The organism is Klebsiella michiganensis (assembly GCF_002925905.1).
GTDB classification, from domain to species: Bacteria; Pseudomonadota; Gammaproteobacteria; order Enterobacterales; family Enterobacteriaceae; genus Klebsiella; species Klebsiella michiganensis.
In genome coordinates, this window is sequence record NZ_PRDB01000021.1 from 32660 (window position 1) to 57753 (window position 25094).

The 25094-nt window shown below is 55.9% G+C and carries 22 protein-coding genes; 9 read left to right on the forward strand and 13 right to left on the reverse strand.

What is annotated here, in order from left to right; all coding sequences use genetic code 11:
* Positions 1-150: 150 nt before the first annotated feature.
* The 5 genes from CDA56_RS26925 to osmB all read left to right on the forward strand — a co-directional run bounded on the left by CDA56_RS26925 (position 151) and on the right by osmB (position 4999).
* On the forward strand, positions 151-1308 hold the full coding sequence (locus CDA56_RS26925; protein WP_048261850.1) for a carboxymuconolactone decarboxylase family protein: 1158 nt from the start codon (positions 151-153) through the stop codon (positions 1306-1308).
* An 81-nt stretch (positions 1309-1389) separates the two neighbouring features.
* Complete coding sequence (locus CDA56_RS26930; protein WP_032749434.1) at positions 1390-3324, forward strand: exoribonuclease II; 1935 nt, start codon at positions 1390-1392, stop codon at positions 3322-3324.
* A gap of 176 nt (positions 3325-3500) precedes the next feature.
* Complete coding sequence (locus CDA56_RS26935; RefSeq protein WP_004121231.1) at positions 3501-3683, forward strand: YciZ family protein; 183 nt, start codon at positions 3501-3503, stop codon at positions 3681-3683.
* A 70-nt stretch (positions 3684-3753) separates the two neighbouring features.
* Entirely contained in the window at positions 3754-4503 is a 750-nt protein-coding gene (gene yciT / locus CDA56_RS26940; RefSeq protein WP_014229018.1) for a DNA-binding transcriptional regulator YciT, read from the forward strand.
* A 277-nt stretch (positions 4504-4780) separates the two neighbouring features.
* The gene (osmB, locus tag CDA56_RS26945) at positions 4781-4999 is read left to right on the forward strand and encodes an osmotically-inducible lipoprotein OsmB (protein WP_004139496.1); all 219 of its coding nucleotides are present in this window, start codon (positions 4781-4783) and stop codon (positions 4997-4999) included.
* 97 nt (positions 5000-5096) lie between these two features.
* Here the strand turns inward: osmB and yciH are convergent, their stop codons facing one another.
* From yciH to pgpB, 5 genes are all read right to left on the reverse strand, one after another.
* Entirely contained in the window at positions 5097-5423 is a 327-nt protein-coding gene (gene yciH, locus CDA56_RS26950) for a stress response translation initiation inhibitor YciH (protein WP_014229017.1), read from the reverse strand.
* On the reverse strand, positions 5423-6160 hold the full coding sequence (pyrF, locus tag CDA56_RS26955) for an orotidine-5'-phosphate decarboxylase (RefSeq protein ID WP_014229016.1): 738 nt from the start codon (positions 6158-6160) through the stop codon (positions 5423-5425). The genes yciH and pyrF overlap by 1 nt, the downstream gene beginning before the upstream one ends.
* 191 nt (positions 6161-6351) lie before the next feature.
* Entirely contained in the window at positions 6352-7521 is a 1170-nt protein-coding gene (gene lapB, locus CDA56_RS26960; protein WP_004850164.1) for a lipopolysaccharide assembly protein LapB, read from the reverse strand.
* 6 nt (positions 7522-7527) lie between these two features.
* Entirely contained in the window at positions 7528-7836 is a 309-nt protein-coding gene (locus tag CDA56_RS26965) for a LapA family protein (protein ID WP_014229014.1), read from the reverse strand.
* A gap of 135 nt (positions 7837-7971) precedes the next feature.
* Complete coding sequence (gene pgpB, locus CDA56_RS26970; protein WP_102802793.1) at positions 7972-8739, reverse strand: phosphatidylglycerophosphatase B; 768 nt, start codon at positions 8737-8739, stop codon at positions 7972-7974.
* A 162-nt stretch (positions 8740-8901) separates the two neighbouring features.
* Between pgpB and ribA the strand changes: the two genes are divergently transcribed.
* Complete coding sequence (gene ribA / locus CDA56_RS26975; protein ID WP_004121245.1) at positions 8902-9492, forward strand: GTP cyclohydrolase II; 591 nt, start codon at positions 8902-8904, stop codon at positions 9490-9492.
* Positions 9493-9549: 57 nt separating this feature from the next.
* Here ribA and acnA read toward each other — a convergent pair whose 3' ends face one another.
* The 4 genes from acnA to topA form a co-directional block, all read right to left on the reverse strand.
* Entirely contained in the window at positions 9550-12222 is a 2673-nt protein-coding gene (acnA, locus tag CDA56_RS26980; protein ID WP_102802794.1) for an aconitate hydratase AcnA, read from the reverse strand.
* Between the two features lie 395 nt (positions 12223-12617).
* Entirely contained in the window at positions 12618-12785 is a 168-nt protein-coding gene (locus CDA56_RS26985; protein WP_004121247.1) for a YmiA family putative membrane protein, read from the reverse strand.
* A gap of 245 nt (positions 12786-13030) precedes the next feature.
* Positions 13031-14005, reverse strand: coding sequence for an HTH-type transcriptional regulator CysB (gene cysB / locus CDA56_RS26990; RefSeq protein WP_004121248.1), 975 nt, complete (start codon positions 14003-14005; stop codon positions 13031-13033).
* Positions 14006-14336: 331 nt separating this feature from the next.
* Complete coding sequence (gene topA, locus CDA56_RS26995; protein ID WP_014229012.1) at positions 14337-16934, reverse strand: type I DNA topoisomerase; 2598 nt, start codon at positions 16932-16934, stop codon at positions 14337-14339.
* Between the two features lie 410 nt (positions 16935-17344).
* Between topA and CDA56_RS27000 the strand changes: the two genes are divergently transcribed.
* Positions 17345-17596, forward strand: a complete 252-nt coding sequence (locus CDA56_RS27000) for a YciN family protein (protein WP_004101388.1) — start codon at positions 17345-17347, stop codon at positions 17594-17596.
* Between the two features lie 55 nt (positions 17597-17651).
* On the opposite strand, the gene sohB is transcribed toward CDA56_RS27000, so the two are convergent.
* Positions 17652-18698 (reverse strand): protease SohB, encoded by a 1047-nt coding sequence (sohB, locus tag CDA56_RS27005; RefSeq protein ID WP_025106986.1) that lies wholly within the window; start codon positions 18696-18698, stop codon positions 17652-17654.
* Between the two features lie 254 nt (positions 18699-18952).
* On the opposite strand from sohB, the gene CDA56_RS27015 reads away from it, so the two are divergent.
* Both CDA56_RS27015 and cobO read left to right on the forward strand, forming a co-directional pair.
* Positions 18953-19714: a YciK family oxidoreductase gene (locus CDA56_RS27015; protein ID WP_014229011.1), complete on the forward strand. Its 762-nt coding sequence runs from the start codon at positions 18953-18955 to the stop codon at positions 19712-19714.
* Complete coding sequence (cobO, locus tag CDA56_RS27020) at positions 19711-20301, forward strand: cob(I)yrinic acid a,c-diamide adenosyltransferase (protein ID WP_004850148.1); 591 nt, start codon at positions 19711-19713, stop codon at positions 20299-20301. Before CDA56_RS27015 ends, cobO begins: the two co-directional genes overlap by 4 nt.
* On the opposite strand, the gene CDA56_RS27025 is transcribed toward cobO, so the two are convergent.
* Genes CDA56_RS27025 through CDA56_RS27035 form a run of 3 tightly spaced genes read right to left on the reverse strand, consistent with a single transcriptional unit; the run spans position 20273 to position 25004 of the window.
* Entirely contained in the window at positions 20273-21247 is a 975-nt protein-coding gene (locus tag CDA56_RS27025; protein ID WP_047724012.1) for a helix-turn-helix transcriptional regulator, read from the reverse strand. The two genes, cobO and CDA56_RS27025, sit on opposite strands and share 29 nt — an antisense overlap.
* A gap of 13 nt (positions 21248-21260) precedes the next feature.
* Entirely contained in the window at positions 21261-23621 is a 2361-nt protein-coding gene (locus CDA56_RS27030; RefSeq protein WP_103814049.1) for a beta-glucosidase family protein, read from the reverse strand.
* Positions 23622-23639: 18 nt separating this feature from the next.
* Positions 23640-25004: an MFS transporter gene (locus CDA56_RS27035; protein ID WP_103814047.1), complete on the reverse strand. Its 1365-nt coding sequence runs from the start codon at positions 25002-25004 to the stop codon at positions 23640-23642.
* Positions 25005-25094 lie beyond the last annotated feature (90 nt).

Sequence of the window (25094 nt, forward strand, 5' to 3'; positions counted from 1 at the left end):
GTATTTCCCCCGCGCTTTCCTTCTGTTATTCCAATCCGCTATTTGTTAGCACGGATCAATATTTTCTCCCGCTCCAGGGTTAAGCCAGGATAGTTCCGCATAGCATGACCGCGAAACGGCGGTTTGCCACATACCGAACAAGGAACGCCCATGGAGCAACGCCGCGTTAACGGCAAAAACCACTGGTATCATGAGACCCAGTCAACAATCTGCCCGGTGGATGTATTGCCGCTCGTCCCTGAAGCCGCCCATGTCGAAGATCGTTTTCTACTCGATCTGACTCTCCCCCGGGAGCTGCTCGAGGCGCATGCGCGCTGGCTTACGCCGGCCCGTCGGCTGGCAGATGCCCTCTTTCCCGCGTCAGTGACGGTTAACCGTCTACAGACATTTAGCGCCTATGACCGGCTAAGTACGGCGCTGACCGTCGCCCAGGTTTATGGCGTACAGCGCCTGTGTAATCACTACGCCGCTCGCCTGGCGCCGCTTCCCGGCCCGGACTCCTCGCGTGAGAGCAACCGTCGTCTGGCGCAAATTACCCAGTACGCGCGTCAGCTCGCGAGCTCTCCTTCGCTGATCAACGCGCTCGCCCGCAGCCAGCTGGACGAAGTCGGCCTGACCAGTCGCGATATTATCCTTATCAATCAGATTATTGGCTTTATCAGCTTCCAGGCCCGCGCTATCGCCGCCTTCCATGCCGCGCTGGGTTACCCGGTGCGCTGGATCCCCGGCATGCCGCAGCAGGAAGATGCCCCGGAAGCGCTTTTCGTCGCGAGGGAGAGTGACTGGCAGCCTGGACTTGACGACGCGGACTTACGCTATGCCGACGATGAGCGCCAGTCTCTTTTAGCGAACTGGCGAAAACATCCGGGCCTGTTTGAACTGGCCCCGCTGCTGGCGGCTCAGGAACCTCCTCTGGCTCTGCTGGAACAGCTCCTGACCCACCTCAGCGATCGACAACCGTTCGCCGCGCAGGTGGCGCTGATCGCTGCGCGAATTAATGGCAGCATCAGCTGCTTTAACGCGTGGGCCTCGCGATGTCCAGATTTAGCCGATCTCACGGACGCTTTGCGTGGTAATGAATCCGGCGTCCAGCCATGGGGAGACAACCCGTCAATGGAACGCCAGCTTCTACAATCCGTACAGCTTTTGACCCGCGCGCCCGACCGCTTCAGCGCCGCCCAGCTAACTCCCCTCACTGATTACGGGCTTTCCCGTAGCGCGGCTATCGATCTACTCGCCTGGTGCGGGCTGTGCGGTTGGATGAATCGGCTGAAAATCGCCCTCGGGAATGTACGTCAGGAGACGTAAAATGCTGAAACAGCGCTTGCTGCGGCAGGCATATTCGCGTAAAAATGTCAGCCGCTCTTTTAGCCACGAAAATACGAAATTATGTTTCAGGACAACCCGCTGCTAGCGCAGCTTAAACAGCAACTGCATTCCCAGACTCCGCGCGTTGAAGGGGTCGTTAAGGGGACGGAAAAAGGATTTGGCTTCCTCGAAGTCGACTCGCAGAAAAGCTATTTCATTCCGCCGCCGCAAATGAAAAAAGTGATGCATGGCGATCGTATTATCGCCGTGGTCAATACTGAAAAGGAACGCGAAAGCGCTGAGCCTGAAGAACTGGTTGAGCCGTTCCTGACGCGTTTTGTCGGCAAAGTTCATAAGAAAGACGATCGTCTTTCCATCGTTCCTGACCATCCGCTGCTGAAAGATGCCATTCCTTGCCGCGCCGCACGCGGCGTAGAGCATGATTTTAAAGAGGGTGACTGGGCCGTTGCCGAAATGCGCCGTCATCCGCTGAAAGGCGACCGCGGTTTCTACGCTGAGCTCACCCAGTACATTACCTACGGCGACGATCATTTCGTTCCATGGTGGGTCACCCTGGCGCGTCATAATCTGGAAAAAGAAGCGCCGGACGGCGTGGCGACCGAGATGCTTGATGAAGGTCTGGAACGCCGTGATTTAACGGCCCTGGCTTTCGTGACCATCGACAGCGCCAGCACCGAAGATATGGACGATGCGCTGTACGTTGAGCAAACCGCTGACGGCAAGCTGCATCTGACCGTCGCTATCGCCGATCCGACCGCGTGGATTGCCGAAGGCAGCAAGCTGGACAACACGGCGAAAATTCGCGCCTTTACCAACTATCTGCCGGGCTTCAACATTCCGATGCTGCCGCGCGAGCTCTCGGACGACCTCTGCTCTCTGCGCCCCAACGAGGTTCGCCCGGTTCTGGCCTGCCGCATGATCCTCGCGGATGACGGCACCATCGAAGATGATATTCAGTTCTTCGCGGCGACCATCGAGTCGAAAGCGAAGCTGGCCTACGATGATGTTTCCGACTGGCTGGAAAATAACGGTGGCTGGCAGCCGGGAAGCGAGACTATCGCCCAGCAAATTAAGCTGCTGCAGGAGGCCTGCCTGCGTCGTAGCGAATGGCGTAAAAACCACGCGTTGGTATTCAAGGACCGCCCGGATTACCGCTTTGTGCTTGGCGACAAGGGCGAAGTGCTGGATATCGTCGCCGAACCGCGTCGTATCGCCAATCGCATCGTTGAAGAGTCAATGATTGCCGCCAACATCTGTGCCGCCCGCGTGCTGCGCGACAAACTCGGTTTCGGCGTTTATAACGTCCACACCGGTTTCGATCCGGCCAACACCGAGCAGCTCGCGGCCTTACTGAAGACTCACGATGTGCACGTTGACCCGGTGGAAGTGCTGACGCTGGAAGGCTTCTGCAAGCTGCGTCGCGAGCTGGACGCGCAGCCGTCTGGTTTCCTCGATAGCCGTATTCGTCGCTTCCAGTCGTTTGCGGAAATCAGCACCGAGCCGGGTCCGCACTTCGGCCTGGGTCTTGAGGCCTATGCGACCTGGACTTCCCCGATCCGTAAGTACGGCGATATGATTAACCATCGTCTGCTGAAAGCAATTATCAAAGGGGAAGCGATCTCCCGTCCGCAGGATGACGTTGCGATCCAAATGGCTGAACGCCGTCGCCTCAACCGCATGGCGGAGCGCGATGTTGGAGACTGGCTGTACGCCCGCTATCTGAATCCGCAGGCCGGCACCACTACCCGGTTTGCAGCTGAGATTATCGATGTCAGCCGCGGCGGCATGCGCGTGCGTCTGGTTGATAACGGCGCGGTTGCCTTTATCCCGGCGCCGTTCCTTCACGCCGTGCGCGATGAACTGGTGTGCAGCCAGGAAAACGGCACCGTGCAGATCAAAGGCGAAGTCGTCTACAAAGTCACGGATGTTATCGACGTCACGATTGCCGAAGTGCGCATGGAAACCCGTAGCGTGATTGCGCGTCCAGCCGCCTGATAGTTCACCTGTGCGGCTCCCTTATATGGAGCCGCATTTTAGCCCTTCCCGTTGTTTTTCTGCGCGTTGCCCACGAATCATTGTAGATGAGTTAGTTTGTGCGTTTTTTTCGCTTCTCTTTTTCATCCGTTTTTAGCATCATTGATTTTATTCACATTTGTAACCAGGATAACGCCATGTCAGATCTGAATGCCCGCCTGCTCGCCCAACGAATCGATACCGTGCTGGATATTCTGGTTGCCGGGGATTATCACTCCGCAATCCATAATCTGGAAATTCTGAAAGCTGAACTGCAGGCGCTTTCCAGCGACGAGCAGGAAAATAAACCCGGTCAGCCTAAAGCGCCGTGGGAAATTTGATAATCTTCATCGTCGCCATCGGCCATCCAGGGCCGATCGCGCCCAAATAGCCCTTAACTGCGAAGTTGCTATGAACGCCCGACAACAAAGTATTTTGCAAATGGTCATCGATAAAGGCCGTATGAGCGTGGCCGATCTCGCGAAGATGACCGGTGTCTCTGAAGTCACCATTCGCCAGGATCTGAATTCACTCGAGAAACAGAGCTACCTGCGGCGTACCCACGGCTTCGCCGTTCCGCTGGATAGTGAAGATGTGGAAACCCGCATGATGACCAACTTCGCCATTAAGCGAGAGCTGGCTGCGCGGGCCGCTACGCTCGTTTCGTCCGGGGAAACGGTGTTTATCGAAAACGGGAGCTGCAACGCCCTGCTCGCCCGTACGCTTGCCGAACGCGGCGATATCACTATCATCACCGTCAGCAGCTATATTGCGCATCTGCTGAAAGAGACGCCCGGAGAAGTCATCCTGCTGGGCGGGATCTATCAAAAGCGCAGTGAAAGCATGGTGGGTCCGCTAACCCGCCAGTTTATTCAGCAGGTCCACTTCAGCAAGGCCTTTATTGGCATTGACGGCTGGCAGGCTGAAACCGGATTTACCGGACGGGATATGATGCGTGCTGACGTGGTCAACGCGGTGCTTGAAAAGGGCTGTGAAGCGATTGTGCTGAGCGATAGCTCGAAATTCAACGTGGTTCATCCCTATCCGCTCGGCCCGATAGGGCGCTTCAACCGCATTATCACCGATGATAATCTCAATGATGCCGTGCGCAACCAGTTAACCCAGTGCGGTTTAGCCGTCGATATCGTTAACCATCCCTGATCCTTATTTCTGCCTTACCGCCGCTTTGCCGGGCTCTCCCCGGCATCGCCCTGGTCTGAGACTTTTCTGACACCTGAATTCAGACTTTTTACCTGCCTGAAAAATTTATAGAAAGTAGAATTAATGTTAGCGATATAACAGGAAGTAACTATCACCTGCGTGAATAGAGCAACACCTGCGCAACTAAAGCTTCATGGAATACCCCCCGGGCTGGCGTAACAAGCTATGCTTAAGGGAAGTTGTATCCATGAATAGATTATTCAGGAGAAAAAAAATGATGACTTCAATGAACAAAAAAATGGCCGCTGTGGTTCTGGCCGTCACTGTTGCAATGTCTCTGAGCGCTTGTTCTAACTGGTCTAAACGCGACCGTAACACCGCTATCGGCGCAGGTGCCGGTGCACTGGGCGGTGCGGTATTAACGGACGGCAGCACCCTGGGTACCCTCGGCGGCGCAGCAGTCGGCGGGATTATCGGCCACCAGGTGGGTAAATAATATTAACCACGAACAATAAAATGAAAGTTTATATTTGCTGACCAGTACACCAGCACAAAAATAAAGGCCACGATATTTATCGTGGCCTTATTATTAATCAACCGCCAGCCAGCTTAACCTTCATGCCTTTGGCTTCCAGAAGCGATTTGAGCAAGTCACGCTTATCGCCCTGAATCTCAATCACGCCATCTTTTACCGCCCCGCCGCAGCCGCATTTCTTTTTCAGCTCGGCAGCCAGCTTAGCCAGCGCGTCGTCACTTTCATCTATTCCGCTAATCAGACACACGCCCTTCCCCTTGCGCCCGCTGGTCTGGCGCTGGATACGTACGATACCGTCCCCTTTCGGACGCGCCTGTACCGCTTTGGGCTCATCAATACGACCGCTGTCCGTTGAATAAACCAGACGACTGTTGGAGTCGCTCATCATACCCCCTTATTCAACGATGCGTTGATACCGCGCAGGGTGGCGGCCGGATCGGCAGACTGCGTTACCGGACGACCGATCACCATGTAATCTACCCCCGCCGCCTGCGCCTGTTCCGGCGTCATAATGCGCCGCTGGTCACCCGCGTCGCTACCTTGCGGACGAATGCCAGGCGTCACCAGCTTGAACGCCTGGCCCAGCTCTTGTTTAAAGCGAACCGCCTCCTGCGCCGAACAGACAACGCCATCCAGCCCGCAGCGCTGGGTCAGCGCCGCCAGCTTCGCGGCGTGGTCTGCCGGAGATAGCGTAATGCCCAGATCCTGCAGATCGCTGGCTTCCATGCTGGTTAACACCGTTACCGCAATTAATAGCGGCGCATCTTTTCCGAAAGGCAGCAGGGCCTCACGTGCGGCGGTCATCATACGCGCGCCGCCGGAGGCATGAACGTTAACCATCCAGACGCCAAGCTCTGCCGCTGCGGCGACCGCACGCGCCGTGGTATTCGGGATATCGTGAAACTTTAGATCGAGGAAAATCTCAAAACCGCGCTGGTGCAGGTCGCGAACAAACTGCGGCCCCAGCAGGGTAAACATCTCTTTACCAACCTTGAGCCGGCAGTCGCGCGGGTCGATACGGTCGACAAACGCCAGCGCTTTATCACGGTTATCATAATCGAGAGCAACGACGATGGGAGAGGATGTGACAACGCGGGAAGAAGATGTTGCAGTAGACGTCATGACCGGACCTTAATTGTTGATGAGCGCCGGTTCGGCGCAAAAAAGGTAAACGGGCAGCATTCTACCTGCGATAAGCCGAAAATAACAGGCTGCATTTCCCTCCCTGCCGGACGCCTTAATAGCCGTAGCCGGAGGAGACGGACATAATAATCCATAAGTATGTTGTAACTAAAGTGCGGCTTTTTTTAAAATTACTGCCCGTCGAGTCCGCGAATGGGCTTAATGGTTGACCACGACCGGCAGGATGGACAGTGCCAGTACAGCGTATGGGCGGTAAAGCCGCATTTCTGGCAGCGGTAGCGCGGCTTGCTGCGGACCTGCTCGCCCACCATGTGGCGCAGCACGCCCAGGCTCTCCTTCGCACGCCCCTCTTCGGCTTCATTGATGTGGTAATCGATGAGCTTATGGAAAACGCGCATCGTCGGATGACGCTCCAGCTGGCGAGTCACGTAGTTTTGCGCGGCGTCAACCCCTTCCCGCTGTTCGAGGATCTGCGCCAGCATCAGATCGGCCGTAGCGCCGGTATTTTCCTCCGCGCAGCGGCGCAAAAATGCTTCCCACTCGTCGGTTTTCCCTAACTGCTGGTAACAGGTTTGCAGCATCTCCAGGGTTTCACCCACCAGTTCTTTATCCTGCTCAATCACCCGCTCCAGGCTCTCTACCGCTTTGGCATAGTCGCCCTTCTCCATCCATACCCGACCCATCATGATGGAGACGCGAGCGCTGTTGCGATCCGCCGCGGCGCCTTTTTTCAGCAGCGCCATCGCCTTATCCAGATCGTTGCCCGCCATTTGCTGCAGCGCCAGTTCACACCAGAAATTGGCGATTTCGCCGCGATGTTTCTCTTTCCCCAGCTTAACCAGACGCTCGGCCACTTCTATCGCCGACTGCCAGTCGCTGGTTGCCTGATAAATTTGCAGCAGCTGCTGTAGGGCGCTCAGGCGAAAATCCGTTTCATCCACCAGCTGTTTGAACATTCCCTCCGCCCGATCGTAGAGCCCGGCGGCCATATAATCGCGCCCCAGCTGCTGAACCGCCAGCAGGCGCTGGTCGTAAGTCAGCGAGGCGCTTTCCATTAAGCTCTGGTGGATGCGGATAGCGCGGTCAACTTCACCGCGCGAGCGGAACAGGTTGCCCAACGTCAGATGGGCTTCGACGGTGCCGGTATCCTCTTTCAGCATATCGAGGAACAGATCGACGGCTTTATCCTGCTGATTGCTCAGCAGGAAGTTGACCCCTGTAACGTAGTCACGCGACAGACGGCTCGCATCGTCCTGTTTGGACTGTTGTGCACTTCTGCGCCCCATGTACCAGCCATACGCTGCGGCAACGGGCAAAAGCAGAAACAACAACTCCAGCATAAATGATTATTCCTTCACCGCAGGAACACCGGCTTCCGCAGGCGTAGCGCTGGCTGGCGCGATCTGATGCTCCAGACGCTTAATTTTACGCTCAGCGCGCGCCAGAGAGACGCGAACGCGTAGCCAGAAAAGACCGCAGATCAGCCAGCCGATAGCAAAACCGGCAGCAAAAAGCACGGCCAGCAGCGTCGAAATACGGAACTCACCCTGCGCGAGGAGATAGTTGAACGTGACCACCTGGTCATTCTGCGCGCCCAGCGTCACTGAAATGACGAAGATGGCTAACACCAGTAAGAAAATAAGAAAATATTTCACATGACTTCCCGTTCTGTGGGTTGCGCGAAAAAATCCCGCGTTCAGCCCTATAAAGTACCATTTTCGCCGCAGCGGTGAAATGGAAATGCATGACACCAGTACAGGATATGCGGCCTGACAGGGGTAATATCAACATTATTCCGGCGCTGCCGCCCTTTTTTTAATATCCTGCGCCTCTTCTCCCGGCGGCGATAGCGGGCCGCAGAACCGCTGGGCAAGCCAGGTCGCCAGGGTCACCAGCAGCCAGGAAATCAGCGTTGCGACGATCAGATCCTGCGGCCAGTGCATGCCCAGCGCCAGGCGGCTGCCCATCACCGCCGTCGCCCACGTTAGCAGCAGCGCCAGGGTGACCCAGCGACGCCGCGGCCACAGCAAACCAACGCCGAGCAGCGCCCAGCTGGCAGCGAACATCGTATGGCCAGATGGGAAAGCGAAGCCGGTCTCTTTTTGCCAGTGCTTGCGCAAAAATCCGGGGATTTGCTGCTCTTGCGCCAGCTGCTCATGCACCAGTTTAGCGCGTTCTTTGCGTTTCAACGCGTAGAATTGCGTGACCGGCACCTGCTGCGTCTGCTCCAGCCAGATGACAAAGGGACGAGGCTCCTGAACGCGGCCTTTAATCCACGTCTTCATTCCCTGCCCAACCAGTATCGCTGCGGCCAGAATGAGAAACAGCATTAACGCCGCTCGCAGACGAAAACGCAGGCACCACAGAAACCAGGCGCATAAGATAACGTGCGTAATGATGCCCCATGGCTGCGTCACCGTTTCGGTCACCCAGTACAGCAGCTTCATCGTCCCTGCCGACAGCCCGGGATGCCATTTCCAGCCCGAAATCCAGATCGCAGCAGGCATGATTAATAACAGGGCCGCGCCAACGGCGGTTCGTCTGGCAATCAACAGCATCTCGTCTCCTTATTCATTAACCTCAATATCATAACGGAAAGTAGTTCGTTTGTGCGCTTTGCGCGCAGGTAACCCTACGCAATTAGGAGAACGTCGCGCCATTGTGGCAAAATAGCGGCAAACAGAAGCACAGTCAGGTGCTGATAGAATCTGGAGAATCACATGCAGCTTAAACGTGTGGCAGAAGCCAAACTGCCAACCCCATGGGGCGATTTTCTCATGGTGGGTTTTGAAGAACTGGCAACCGGGCAGGATCACGTCGCGCTGGTATTTGGCGATATTTCGGGGCAATCCCCGGTTCTGGCTCGCGTACACTCTGAGTGTTTAACGGGCGACGCCCTTTTTAGCCTGCGCTGTGATTGCGGATTTCAACTGGAAGCGGCGTTGTCGCATATTGCCGAAGAGGGGCGCGGCATTCTGCTGTATCACCGCCAGGAAGGGCGCAATATCGGTCTGCTGAACAAAATCCGCGCCTACGCGTTACAGGATCAAGGCTATGACACCGTGGAAGCCAACCATCAGCTGGGTTTTGCCGCCGATGAACGCGACTTCACGCTGTGCGCAGATATGTTTAAGCTGCTCAACGTCGACCAGGTACGCCTGTTGACCAACAACCCGAAGAAGGTCGAAATTCTGACTGAAGCGGGAATTAACATTGTGGAACGCGTGCCGCTGATTGTGGGGCGAAACCCGAAAAATGCCCACTATCTGGATACTAAGGCTGCCAAAATGGGGCACCTGCTGAGCAAGTAATTCCGTTGAAAAATGAAGGGCCAGCCTGTGCTGGCCCTTTTTATATCAGACGCGGGTTTACAGCATATTGCGGATCACATAGTGCAAAATACCGTCGTTCTGATAGTAGGTCAGCTCAGTCGCGGTATCGATGCGGCAGCGGCAATCAATCACTTCCTGCCGGCCATCAGCGCGCGTCAGCGTGACCGGCACCGTCATACCGGGCTGCAGAGCCTGCAGGTTGCTGATATCTATCCGCTCCTCGCCGCTCAGTCCCAGCGTTTTACGCGTCACCCCCTGCGGGAATTCCAGCGGTAAAATCCCCATCCCAATCAGGTTGGAGCGGTGGATGCGCTCGAAAGACTCGGCAATCACCACCCTGACGCCGAGCAAACGCGGTCCTTTAGCCGCCCAGTCGCGGCTGGAGCCGGAACCGTACTCTTTGCCTGCGATCACCGCCAGCGGCGTGCCCTCCGCTTTGTAGAGCATAGCGGCATCGTAAATAGCGATGGGTTGGCTATCAGGAAGATGACGGGTCATCCCCCCTTCCACGCCGGGGACCATTTCGTTACGAATACGAATATTGGCAAACGTCCCGCGCATCATCACCTCATGGTTGCCGCGACGGGAGCCGTAGGAGTTAAAATCGATGCGTTCGACGCCGTGATTTTGCAGATAACGGCCCGCGGGGCTGTCGGCTTTAATGCTGCCCGCCGGGGAGATATGGTCGGTGGTAACCGAGTCGCCCAACATGGCCAGAATGCGCGCGCCGTGAATATCCTCTACCGGTTTAGGCTCAACGCCCATCTCATCAAAGAACGGCGACAGGCGAATGTAGGTGGAATCATCCTGCCAGTCGTAGGTATCAGAGCGATCCACTTTAATCGCCTTCCACTCGGCTGTCCCTTCAAACACTTCGGCGTACTCTTTACGGAACATCTCCGTTGAGACTTGCTCAACCGCCTGCGCGACTTCGATTCCGCTCGGCCAGATATCCTTCAGATACACCGGCTGACCATCTTTACCCGTCCCTAACGGCTCACAGGTCAGGTCGAGATTCATATTCCCCGCCAGGGCGTAGGCAACCACCAGCGGCGGCGACGCCAGCCAGTTGGTTTTTACTAGCGGATGAATACGTCCTTCAAAGTTGCGGTTCCCGGAGAGCACAGCCCCGACGGTCAGATCGCCCTGCTTGATTGCGCGCTCGATCGGGTCCGGCAGCGGTCCGGAGTTACCGATGCAGGTGGTACAGCCATAGCCGACCAGATTGAAGCCCAGTTCATCAAGATACGGCGTCAGCTTTGCGTGGGCCAGATAGTCGGAAACGACCTTCGACCCGGGAGCCAGCGACGCTTTAACCCACGGCTGCGGTTTCAGCCCCCGCTCAACGGCTTTTTTGGCCAGCAAGCCGGCGGCCATCAGGACGCTGGGGTTCGACGTGTTAGTACAGGAGGTAATGGCGGCAATCACCACCGCGCCGTCAGGCAGCGAATACTGCTGTCCGTTCAGCGTGTAGTCAATTGGCCGTTTATCTTTCTGCGCGTGATTAACTTCCAGCTCGGTGCTGGCGGCAAAGGCCTGGGGCACATCGCCGAGCGCTACGCGGTCCTGCGGGCGTTTCGGCCCGGCCAGGCTGGCTTCAACGGTTCCCATATCCAGCGCCAGCGTGCTGGTGAATACCGGTTCATCTCCGGGCTGACGCCACATACCCTGCGCTTTCGCATAGGCCTCTACCAGCGCCACCTGCTCTTCGCTGCGGCCGGTCAGACGCATATAGTCAAGCGTTACCGCATCGATCGGGAAAAAGCCGCAGGTCGCGCCATACTCCGGGGACATATTGGCAATCGTCGCGCGGTCCGCCAGCGGCAGAGAATCGAGGCCATCGCCGTAGAATTCAACAAACTTACCCACAACGCCGTGTTTACGCAGCATTTGGGTGACCGTCAGGACCAGGTCCGTCGCGGTAATGCCTTCACGCAGCTTGCCGCTCAGCTTGAAGCCAACAACGTCCGGGATCAGCATGGAAACCGGCTGACCGAGCATGGCGGCTTCCGCTTCGATACCGCCGACGCCCCAGCCCAGAACGCCTAAACCGTTAATCATCGTGGTATGGGAATCGGTGCCGACCAGGGTGTCGGGGAAAGCCACCCACTCGCCGTTTTGCTGTTCGCTCCACACCGCCCGGCCAAGGTATTCGAGGTTTACCTGGTGGCAAATACCGGTACCCGGCGGTACTACGCTGAAGCGGCTGAAAGCCTGTTGTCCCCAACGTAAGAAGACATAGCGCTCATGGTTACGCTCCATCTCAAGCCGGACGTTTTCTTCAAAGGCATCATCATCGCCGAAACGGTCTACCGTAACCGAATGGTCAATGACCAGGTCGACAGGAGAAAGCGGGTTCACTTTGGCGGTATCGCCGCCCAGGCGTTTGACCGCTTCGCGCATCGCCGCCAGGTCCACCACGGCAGGAACCCCGGTAAAGTCCTGCATCAGGACGCGCGCCGGACGGTAGGCAATCTCCCTGTCGGCATGGGCATGCTTCAGCCATCCGGCCAGGGCATGAATATCTTCGGCGGTCACGGAATCGCCGTCCTGCCAGCGCAGCAGGTTTTCCAGTAGCACTTTGAGCGATTTGGGCAAGCGCGAGAGATCGCCCAGTTGTTTAGCGGCCAGCGGTAAGCTGTAGTAATGCCAGGTTTTATCTTTAACCTGGAGCGTATCCTTACTGGCTGCTCGTAGGGTTGACGACATAGCTCCTCCTTTACCTTAGGGATAGCATCCCCTGATCCTCCTCAGGGTCATTATTAAAGATAACACATCTTTGATGTAACATTTTGATAACAACCCAGATTGCTAAAATAGGCGTAACGCATTAAGACAGGAAATTTGAATAATGAGGGCGGATATATTGAGAAGGATTGAAGAAGTCAGTTTTGCGTCGGCGAGCGCGTCGTATTAGTACACGAGTACAAAGAAAGACTAATCGCCATTATTCTGGCGATTAGTCCAATAGAGAAAATTTATCGAGCGAGTCTAAAAAGGGAAAAATTATATCCTCCTTATTACCGCTATTTTATCAGATACAAATAATTCTCAATAATTCACTTGTCATAAAACTGACATAACCGCTGTGACTGGAAGGTGCTCTAGCTTAGTAACCAAACGTTGCAGACAACCAGAGCAATGACGCTCCAGAACATCGCAAGCCCAAGGATAACGGCGCTCCAGGCCTTACTTCTCAAAACTGGATCTATCTCAGTCTTGTCACGTTCCTGTGACATCGCAAACTTCATATAATCGATATCACTAATCATTTTTTCACCACCAATCGCTAAGAATTACTAACCACAGATAAATCTTAATTATGGATTGGCTATTAATCCAGTGAATTCGCTTTTCAGCAGATATCTTTCATCATTAATTTGATCGCGGCAGGTATATTTGCAAATGTGGTACGAGGAGTTAACGAAAATTGTGATTCAGACGAGGTTTAGATATTCCATTTCAGGCCATTATAGGCTTTGGCATCCCCGAGAGGATGCCATTATTTTTTCTGTGGTTATTTTTCCGGTAATTTAATATCTTTGAACATCGCTTCAATATCTTCATTTGAGCGCAAAGCAACGGCGGTATCGACCACATCCCGGGTCAGATGCGGCGCAAATCGCTGAATAAAATCATACATATAGCTTCGCAAGAAGGTACTGCGACGGAAACCTATTTTCGTGGTGCTGTGGCTGAAAATACCATTGGCGTCCAGCTTCACCAGGTCCGGGTCGGAAACCGGATCCACCGCCATGCTGGCAATTACCCCTACCCCAAGGCCCAGACGCACATAGGTTTTAATCACATCGGCGTCGGTGGCGGTGAAAACGATGCGCGGCGTTAAGCCGGCGCGATTAAAGGCGGTATCCAGTTCGGAGCGGCCGGTGAAGCCGAAGGTATAAGTCACCAGCGGATATTGCGCCAGCTCCTCAATCGATACCGACTCTCGCGACGCCAGCGGATGCTCTGGCGTGACGACCACGGAGCGGTTCCAGTGGTAGCACGGCAGCATCACCAAATCATCATAAAGATGAAGCGCTTCGGTCGCGATAGCGAAGTCAGCATTGCCTTTCGACACCGCCTCGGCGATTTGCGTTGGCGACCCCTGATGCATGTGCAAGGAGACGCGGGGATAGCGTTCGATAAAGCCTTTGATAACGCCCGGTAGCGCGTAGCGGGCCTGGGTGTGGGTAGTTGCTACGTACAGCGACCCCTTATCAGGCCAGGTATGCTCACCCGCTACCGATTTGATCGCATCGACCTTCGACAGGACCTCGCGAGCGATGCGTATGATCTCCTGGCCTGCGGGCGTGACCTGGGTCAAATGTTTGCCGCTGCGGGCGAAAATCTGAATTCCCAGCTCATCCTCCAGCATGCGAACCTGCTTGCTGATGCCCGGCTGTGAGGTGTACAGGCCTTCGGCCGTGGAGGAGACGTTCAGATTATGGTTAACAACCTCAACGATATAGCGGAGCTGCTGTAGTTTCATGGCTGATATCCGATAGCACGTAAAATAAACCCGCTTAATACATTTTACGCTCAGGTCACTTGGCGGTGGACGGGCTAGCCCGAACCTCCCTGCGACTCGCCGTGTTGGCGCCACAACGTATCCTGATGACGGTGATGTATAAGACGATAAGATAATAAAAAAGGGATTAGCTATAACCACTATATCATTTATATCTACAGTGTATAGATACTAACAAAAAATAATAAGGCGGTTATAAGGCGAGAGGAGGAACAGAGTAATATCTTGGATATCAACAACATGTGATGTCAAAAAAGGGCCGCGGCGCGGCCCTTTTATCAGATGATAGCAGTTACTTCTTTGCTTCAGTCCATTTGCCATCTATATAGAAAGCTGACCAGCCGGTGGCTTTGCCATCTTTCTCTGAGGCAACGTACTGCTGCTTAGTTTTACGGCTAAAACGCACCATCGTTTTGTTGCCTTCCGGATCCTGCTGCGGCGCATCGGCCAGATAGCGCAGCTTCTCTGCCAGACGGTCGCGGAAGCGGTACAGTTCTTCCACCAGCGGCGCGCGGGTTTCGCGCGATTTCGGGAAGGTGTTGGCGGCCAGGAAGACGCCCGCCGCGCCATCGCGCAGAACAAAGTAAGCGTCCGATTTCTCGCACGGCAGCTCCGGCAGCGGCACCGGATCTTCTTTCGGCGGCGCCACTTCCCCGTTACGCAGGATCTTACGGGTGTTTTTACACTCGTCGTTGGTGCAGGCCATATACTTACCAAAACGCCCCATCTTCAGGTGCATTTCGGAGCCACATTTTTCACACTCAACGATCGGGCCGTCATAGCCCTTGATGCGGAACTCGCCCTCTTCGATCTCGTAGCCATCGCAGGTCGGGTTATTACCGCAGACGTGCAGCTTGCGCTTCGGATCGATGAGGTAGCTGTCCATCGCCGTGCCGCATTTTTTACAGCGGCGTTTAGCGCGCAGCGCGTTGGTTTCAGCGTCATCGCCTTCCAGCACGTTGAGCACTTCGTTTTCCGGCACCAGGTTAATGGTGGTTTTACAGCGCTCTTTTGGCGACAGCGCGTAGCCCGAGCAGCCGAGGAATACGCCGGTGCTGGCGGTACGGATCCCCATCTTGCGCCCGCAGGTTGGGCAGTCGATGGTGGTCAGCACCATTGGGTTCGGCTGCATGCCGCCCTCTTCCGGATCTTTCTCTGCCGTCTGCAGCTGCGAGGTAAAGTCTCCGAAGAAGCTGTCGAGGACCTGCTTCCACTCGGCCTGATGGTTAGCCACCTGGTCGAGGCGGTCTTCCATCTGCGCGGTGAAATCATAGTTCATCAGATCGCGGAAGTTCTCTTCCAGACGATCGGTAACGATTTCGCCCATCTTTTCCGCATAGAAGCGGCGGTTTTCCACCCGCACGTAGCCGCGATCCTGAATGGTCGAAATGATCGACGCATAGGTGGACGGACGACCGATGCCGCGTTTTTCCAGCTCTTTAACCAGCGAAGCTTCGCTAAAACGCGCCGGCGGCTTGGTAAAGTGCTGCGCAGGGGTCAGCTCGACCAGGCTCAGGCTGTCGCCCTTATTGACCATCGGTAACGTACGGTCTTCATCGCCTTTACGCAGAGCTGGCATTACTTTGGTCCAGCCGTCAAAGCGCAGCGTACGGCCGCGGGCTTTCAGTTTGAAATCGCCGGCTTTCACCGTCAGCGTGGTGGAGTCGTACTGCGCAGGCGTCATCTGACAGGCGACAAACTGGCGCCAGATCAGCTGATACAGTTTCTGCGCATCAGATTCCATATCTTTTAACGTTTCGGCCAGCACGTTGACGTCGGATGGACGAATCGCCTCGTGCGCTTCCTGCGAGTTTTCTTTGCTGGCGTACTGATTCGCGCTCTCCGGCAGATATTTCTTACCGAAGTTGTCGCCAATGTAGCCGCGCACCATGCTCAGCGCGTCCTGGCTCAGGTTCGTCGAGTCGGTACGCATATAGGTAATGTGGCCCGCTTCGTAGAGACGCTGCGCCATCATCATGGTTTTCTTCACGCCGAAGCCAAGACGCGTGCTGGCGGCCTGCTGCAGCGTGGAGGTGATAAACGGCGCGCCCGGCTTGCTGCTGGTCGGCTTATCTTCACGCTCCAGCACGCTGTAGCTGGCTTTCTCAAGCAGCGCGACCGCCGCCATGGTTTCATCACGGTTTACCGGACGGAACGGCTTATCGCCGTTATGCGTGACCTGCAGCGGTAACGCATCGCCGCCAGGGGTCGTGGTGCTGGCGTCAACTTCCCAGTACTCTTCCGGAACGAACGCTTTAATTTCGCGCTCGCGCTCGACCACCAGACGCACCGCAACCGACTGGACGCGGCCTGCTGACAGACCGCGGGCAATTTTTTTCCACAGCAGTGGAGAGACCATGTAGCCCACCACGCGATCCATAAAACGGCGCGCCTGCTGAGCGTTGACACGGTCAATATTCAGTTCGCCCGGCTTTTCGAAAGCCTGACGAATCGCATTCTTCGTGATCTCGTTGAACACCACGCGGCTATAGCGCTGTTCATCACCGCCGATAACTTCCCGCAGGTGCCATGCGATGGCTTCCCCTTCGCGGTCAAGGTCGGTTGCGAGATAGATGTGGTCAGCTTTTTCCGCCAACTGTTTGAGTTCAGAAACGACCTTTTCTTTACCCGGGAGTATTTCATAGTGCGCATTCCAGTCATGCCACGGGTCCACGCCCATACGGTTGACCAGAGCGCCGCGTTCATCCTTCTTAGGCTTTTTAGCCCCTTTGGTGGAGGTAGAGTCGGCGCTCTTTTTGGAAGCTGAGCCACTGGTCGGCAAATCGCGGATATGACCGACGCTGGACTTAACCACGTAGTCATTACCCAGATACTTATTGATCGTTTTGGCTTTTGCCGGGGACTCAACGATAACGAGAGCTTTACCCATATTCACCTTTACCTAATTTGATTCATCCAGGAATACATCGCACATTGATTCACCATCCACTGGCGACACGTCACAACCTATGTTGCGTCGTTATCGATGGATATCAACCCCTTGCACCGGTTTCGCATCCATAAAACCAGATAGCTGAGTTTGCTGGCTTTTTCTCGCCAGGCGACATAGCACGAATAATTTTTGGCCGAATGTCAAGCAAATCTGTTGCCAGATCGCTGAAAGCGTCACACTGTACCTGATAAAATTCGTTACGCAACTTTATTAGCATGCAAAAGCAAATCCCGCCACTAAACTGATGTTTATTAGGCTTCTGCGATTACCCCTGCAAGATCAATGGAAAATTTGCCCCTCGCCGCCGCGCGGCGTAGACTAGCCGCGAAGAAACACAGGAGGCATTTATGCAAGGTACAACCCAACCCATCGATCGCCAGACGCTTCTGGAAAAAGCCAACAAACTCATTCGCGAACATGAAGATACGTTAGCCGGGATCGAGGCCACCGACGTCGTTCAGCGTAACGGCGTGCTGGTGTTCAGCGGCGAGTTCTATCTTGACGAGCAGGGTCTGCCAACGGCGAAGAGTACGGCGGTATTTAATATGTTTAAATACCTCGCACACGAGCTGTCTGATAAGTACCACCTGGCGGATTAACCGCTGCCTGCAGGGCCATGACAACAACGCGAGGCCGAAGCCTCGCGTTGTTTGTTTACATCAGCGGCTTTTGCCCGCGCTGCCACCAGCGCAGCAGAAGTTTATCGGCGCTTTCCGCCGCGCTGCCAGTAAACCGCTCGAGCATTTTCTTACGCTGCTGATAGCGCACGCTGATAACCTCGTGCTTATCCATCAGCCCCAGCAGAAGTTCATCGCTGGTTTCCACCGCGTCCACAAGGCCTTTTTCCAGCGCCTGAACGCCGTACCAGTGTTCACCCGTCGCTACCTGCTCGATATCCAGCCCGGGGCGCATCTGGTGGACAAAATCTTTGAATAGCCGATGAGTATCGTTGAGGTCTTCGCGAAATTTCTGCCGCCCTTCTTCGGTATTTTCACCCAGCATCGTCAGGGTGCGTTTGTACTGCCCGGCCGTATGCAGCTCAATGTCGATATCTTTATTTTTCAGGAAGCGATTGATGTTGGGAATTTGCGCCACAACGCCAATAGAGCCCAGGATAGCAAAGGGTGCACTGACGATTTTGTTCGCCACGCAGGCCATCATATAGCCGCCGCTGGCCGCGACTTTATCGACCGCGACCGTTAACGGGATCTGCTTGTCGCGCAGGCGCTGCAGCTGTGAAGCCGCCAGGCCGTAACCGTGAACCACGCCGCCTGGGCTTTCAAGGCGAATGACGACCTGGTCGCGCGCTTTTGCCGCCGCCAGAACGGCGGTGATTTCTTCGCGCAGGCTGCTGACTTCATGGGCATCCATACTGCCTTTAAAATCCAGCACCCAAACGCGCGGTTTGACGTCCGGCTCTGGCGTGCCGAGCTTCGCCCGCGCCTTTGACGCCTTTGCTTCCTGCTTGAGCTTTTTCTTTTGCGCTTTATGCCACAGCTTCTGCTGCGGCCCATCGAGCAACGAAACCGCCAGCTCTTCCTTCATCTCCTTATATTGCTCGCTAAGATTGGTGACCCGCAGCTCGCCGCGCTGTTTTTTGCGCTGAGTCAGGTTAACAATAATGGCGACGATAACCGCAATTGCGACAACGATGGTCGCGATTTTGGCCAAAAACAGGCCATATTGAGCAAGTAATTCCACGTTTTCACCTTGTGTAAACCGCTGACGTTGGCGCACAGTGTACATCAGCCGTCGGCGAGAAGTCTTTGTGCTTTGTGTCGCACGCGAGGCGCCTTCCTGTTTTTTTCAGCGACGATGAAATCGTTGCAAGATATTAATTCCGCGAAGAGTTTCCGCTTCGCCGATTGCAATAGCGGGCGCTTTCAGGCATAAAGCGCAAAAGTGAGATACCGAACAGCAAGCGCGATCGTCAGCAGATCGCCCGAGGAGTCGCCGTGCACTATCAACCGCAACGTCACCTGTTACAGGACCGCATCATCCTGGTTACCGGCGCCAGCGACGGCATTGGCCGTGAAGCCGCCCTGACCTATTCCCGCTATAGCGCCAGCGTTATCCTGGTCGGCCGCAACGAAGAAAAGCTGCGCAGCGTCGCGCACGAAATTCAGCAGGCGGGCGGCATTCCCGCCCGCTGGTTTACTCTCGACCTGTTAACCTGCACGCCGCAGGAGTGCCAGCAGCTGGCGCAGAAAATAGCCATCCACTACCCGCGCCTCGACGGGGTGCTGCACAACGCGGGTCTGTTGGGCGACGTGTGCCCGATGGATCAACAAAAGCCGGAAGTATGGCAGCAGGTGATGCAGGTGAACGTGAACGGCACCTTTATGCTCACCCAGGCGCTGCTTCCTTTATTACTTAAATCCGAATCGGGTTCGCTGGTCTTTACCTCTTCCAGCGTCGGCCGCCAGGGACGCGCGAACTGGGGCGCGTACGCCGCGTCGAAATTCGCCACCGAGGGCATGATGCAGGTGCTGGCCGAGGAGTATCAGAACCGTCATCTGCGGGTCAACTGCATTAACCCAGGCGGCACCCGAACCAAAATGCGCGCCAATGCGTTCCCGACGGAAGATCCGCAAAAATTGAAAACCCCCGCTGATATCATGCCGGTTTACCTGTGGCTGATGGGCGACGACAGTCGTCGCAAAACGGGAATGACCTTTGACGCCCAGCCGGGCCGCAAACCAGGAATCGCACAATGAGTGATGAACGCCACCGCGAACGCCAGCAGCGGGTAAAAGATAAAGTTGACGCTCGCGTCGCCGCCGCGCAGGAAGAGCGCGGCATCGTGATCGTCTTTACCGGCAACGGTAAAGGCAAAACCACCGCCGCTTTTGGCACCGTCACCCGCGCCGTCGGGCACGGTAAAAAAGCCGCCGTCGTGCAGTTTATTAAAGGTACCTGGCCAAACGGCGAGCGCAACCTGCTTGAGCCGCACGGCGTTGAGTTTCAGGTGATGGCGACCGGTTTTACCTGGAATACGCAGGATCGCGAAAGCGACACCGCCGCCTGCCTCGCGGTCTGGGAGCACGGGCGCCGCATGCTGGCTGATGAAAGCCTCGACCTCGTTTTGCTGGACGAGCTAACCTACATGGTGGCTTATGATTACCTGCCGCTGGAAGAGGTGCTTACCGCGCTGCGCAACCGCCCGGCGCACCAGACGGTGATTATTACCGGCCGCGGCTGCCACCGTGAGATTACCGAACTGGCCGATACCGTCAGCGAGCTGCGCCCGGTGAAGCACGCCTTTGACGCCGGAATCAAAGCGCAGATGGGGATCGACTACTAGCCGCCAGCCGCTTGAGCAGCGCATGATTCAGCGGCAGGCACAGGCAATCCTCCCCCAGCGCCAGTTCGCTTTCGCGCATATTTTGCCGCGAGACGAAGCGCTTGCGGTATTCGGTTGGCGTGACGCCGCAGTATTTATTAAAGGCGGCGATCAGATACTTGTGTTCCTGAAAGCCGCAGCTGTGGCTAATCTCCGTGATCGGGGTGCGGGTATCGCGCAGCAGGGTGCGGGCTTTATTTAGCCGCACCAGCGTCAGATACTCTTTAAAATTATACCGGCTCACCTTTTTGAACAGCCGCGAGAACCAGGAGTAGCTCATCCCGCTATGGCAGGCGACCTCGCTCAGCGTCAGCGGCTGATCAAAGTGTTGATTGATAAAATCAATGCCTTTTTTGATCATCGCCTCGTCGCGCAGCGAGCTTTCGGCGCGCCGCGTCGGCTTTCCGGCGGAGACGACCGCATCCAGCAGCAGATAAATCGCCGCGATACGCTGAAATGGCGCGTGGTTATCGATCAGCTGTTCCAGTAGCCTCGCCAGCCGCTGGCGTACCTCGCTGTCTGCCGGAGAGTAAGGTCGTCCGCAGGTACTCCAGTCCAGCTGCGGCGAGGGATGAAGTTCATCAAACAGGCCGGGGGAAAACTGTACGGTGAGCAGCTGGCTGCCCGCCTCCTCGGCGCTCAGCGAATGGACCTCTTCGGCATTGATATACAGCATGTCTCCCTGCGCCAGCTCCAGGCTTTGCTGGCCGACGACGAGGGTAAATCGCCCCGCCAGCACGGTAATCAGCTCCGGAGCCGGATGCCAGTGAGGCTCGCAGTAGCGAACCTCCGCGGCAAACACGTTCAGCTTCTCCGCGTCAAAGGCAATCAGCTCGTAGCCGCTGTTCGCCGTTTGTCGTCCGCTCTGGGTGACCGAGCGAGGGTGAGTCACTGAAAAAGGAAACATGCGCACTCTCCTGTCATTGGCAATGATGAGCGCCGGCCAGCACGGCGTTAAGCTCGTCGCGTTCGATATCCAGCGCCAGGAATTCGGTCAGCGCAATCAGCAGCCCGCAGAACAGATCCGGCGCCAGGCGAATCAGTTTTTCACGCACCTGCTCCGCCGGCATCTGGCTCTTATCGGCAATCAGCTTCACTACGCGGGCAAAGGCCTCCGGCTGCTGGATCAGCTGTTGTAGAGAGTTATCATCGCGCAGCGGGACGTACCGCTGCGGACAATCTACCTCAATCTCCGCGATCAACGGCAGATCCCGGGATGAGGCGCCAACGCGAACCTGCCAGATGCCCGGCGTCACGACCCAATCACCCAGGCCCGGATGATAGCAGGCCAGCTCGCCAATGGGCAGCTGCAGGCTCACGCGACGGGTCTCTCCGGCGGCCAGCGCCACTTTGCTGAACGCTTTTAATGACTGCACTTCGCGAATCAGCTCCCCCTTCGGCGCGCTAACGTACAGCTGGACGATCTCTTTGCCCGCATACTCTCCGCAGTTGGTCAGGTCGAACGACACGGTAAGCGTCTCGCCTGCACCTGCACGGCGGGCTGACAGCGCGATATTATCGTACGCAAACCGGGTATAGCTTAAGCCAAAGCCAAACGGAAACTGCGGCGTCATACGACGTTTATCATAATAGCGATAGCCGACAAAAAGCCCTTCTCCGTAATGATGACGCAGGTTTTCGCCCGGATAGTGCAGCCAGGCCGGCGTTTCCTCCAGGGAATTAGGTACCGTTACCGTCAGTTTGCCGCAGGGGTTACGCTGGCCGAAGAGGATTTCCGCCACCGCGCGCCCCATCCCTTGCCCGGCAAAGAACGTTTCCAGCAGCGCTTTGCACTCGCCGAGCCACGGCATCACCACCGCATCGCTATTCGCCAGCACCACCACGATATTCGGCTGGACCGTCGCCACTTCGCGAATTAACCGTTCGTGCACCGGCAGAATATGCAGATCCTGACGATCGCCGTTTTCGCCATCTTCACCTACGGCGGTGCTGACGAAGATCACCGCCACGTCGGCCTCCTGCGCGACGCGGCAGGCCTGCGCCAGCGCCTGTTCATCGCAGCGCAGATCGTCCGGCGCGCCCACGGCCCAGGAGACGCTGAAGTCGTCGCCGGCGAGGTCAAAAATTTCATCCAGCGGCCGATCGAGCAGATACGGCACCGTGGTCGCGCATCCGGCCCCCTGGATCACCGGCTCCTGAGCCGGTTTACCCAGCACCGCGACGCGCGGCGTTTTCTCCGGACGCAGCGGCAGCAGATTATCTTCATTTTTCAGCAAGACAATGGATTCACCGGCAAGCCGCTGCGCCAGCCCGTGGTGCGCCGTAAAATCGGCTCGCGTTTGCGGGCGGCGATGGCGCTGGACCTTGTCGAGCAGTTCCAGCATGCGGAGACAGGCGCGGTCCACCACCGCCATCGGCACCTCTCCGGCTTCAATCGCCGCCAGCAGGGTTTGTTTATCGTGGCGGGTTTCGGGCATCGCCAGATCGTTACCCGCCATCAGCGATGCGGGGCGATCTTTAATACCGTACCAGTCGGACATCACCAGCCCTTCATATCCCCACTCATCGCGCAAAACCTGAGTGAGCAAAAACGGATCCTGGGAGGTTTGCACGCCGTTAAGACGATTGTAGGAAGACATCACCGTCCACGGCCGGGATTTCGCAATCGCGCGCTGGAAACCCGCCAGATAGATTTCCCGCAGCGCCCGTTCTTCAATAATCGAATCCATTTCCGTGCGGCGGTACTCCGAGTTGTTCGCCGCAAAGTGTTTCAGGCTGGCACCAACCCCCTCCTGCTGCAGGCCGTTGATCAGCGCAGCGGCAATATCGCCGCTGACCACCGGGTCTTCGGCGTAATATTCATAGCCTCGCCCGGCCAGCGGCGTACGGCGAATGTTAATCCCCGGCCCGAGCAGGATCCCGACGCCCATTTGCTGACACTCCCGCCCCAGCGCTTCCCCCATCTGATGCACCAGCTCCACGTCCCAGCTGCAGGCCAGGCTGGAACCATTAGGAAAGCAGGTCGCCGGTAGCGAAGTGCTGAATAGCGCCTCACTCCCCCCTTTCGCGGCGGGCTCTTCCGCGCTGGCCTGGTCTGCGGTTTGGGTGATGACCGAGATAAAATCATCCATGCTCCACTTTTCCCGGCCATCAATCTGCGCGCTGCTGTAGCGCACGCCGTAGGTGCCGTCGGTCATAATGATATCTTCGATACCGTGCTGCGGCAGCGAGGCCGTCCGCCACAGGCCGCTGCCGGTCAGCAGCGCCACTTTTTCTTCCGCGCTCATCGCGGCGAGGGTGGTGTTAAAATCGTTATTCATCTCTCTGGCTCCCTGAGGTTAAAGCGCGTTCTGTTTGCGCAGGCTGATTTTTTGCACAATATCGCGATAGGTTTTTTCATCCAGCGAATAGCAGGCGACAAACAGTGCGCTGAGCGCAAACATCGCGCCGGGAAATAGCGTCATCAGTACGTTAATGCCGTTAATCGCGCTGGCGGTAATGTTGCCCGCGTCATAGTGGTAATAGTCCAGCATCCAGCCCGCGCAGCCGCCGCCGATGGCCATCGCTATTTTGGTGATGAAATTAAAGAAACCGTAAATTGCGCCTTCGGTGCGCACCCCATGGTGCCACTCGGCATATTCCACGGTATCGGCAATCATTGACCACATTGAAACAAAGCCCATCCCCAGCGTAATACTGTACAGACACACGCCGGTCATGATCAGCCAGATATTGTCGCCAGCGATAAAATATTGCATCAGTACGCCCGCAATGCCGATCAACAGCGCCACCAGCGTCATTTTCTTTTTACCTATCAACGCAATGATTTTTTCCGAAATAACGGTACCGACAATATAAGCCGCCGACTGAATCATAAAGAAGGTGGAGGTAAAGCCTTCGCTACCAATTATATATTTGATAAAGTAAATAGCGATCGCCATCCACACGGTATAGGCAATATAAAAAAAGACGGTGAACATGGAAAGGTTAATTAGCGGCGCGTTGCCTGCCACCGCCTTCAACATTTCCCTCAGCGTTGGCGCCGGAGTCTCTTCCTCTTCTTCACCAACGCGCTCTTTGGTCATCCCGAAGCAGGCAAGGAACAAAAACGTCGCCAGCAGCGCAAAGCAAGAGACGGCGAAGACGTACCCCAGCTGTTTATCGCTAAACGGGGAAATCAGCCTGTCCGCGGTAGTGGACACAATCAGATAGCCAACAATCGCCAGGACAAACCGGTATACCGACAGCGATGAGCGGGAGGCTTCATGCTGGGTTAAACGGTTGGTCAACGCCGAATAAGGCGTATTTACCGCCGTATAGGCCAGGCAATAAATAGTATAGGAAATCAGTGCGAAGTAGAATTTCGCCTCACCGCCGAAAGGCACAAAGCAGAGCACCGTTAAGAAGCCGAGCGGAATTGAACCATACAACAACCAGGGTCGAAGCTTACCGTAGCGGCTGTGGGTTTTATCGATGGCAAAACCAATCAGAATATTAAATACCGCATCAACCACGCGGGCAATAACAAAGATCAGGCTCGCCTGTACGGCGCTAATGCCGTAAATATTGGTATAGAAAAAAAGTAAAAACAGAGAAACGAAGCCGAAGGATAAATTAGAGGCGAAATCGCCAAAACCATACCCTATTTTTTCTTTAACGCCGATAACCACATAGCTTGCCGAAAGTTTTCCTGCTGTTTCCATTTTAGGCTACCTGTTAATGTAATCAGTGGCCTCAGTATATGGCGTCGCCTGGCGCACCGCTTTGCGTTATTTGTCCGGGCATTTCCTGTT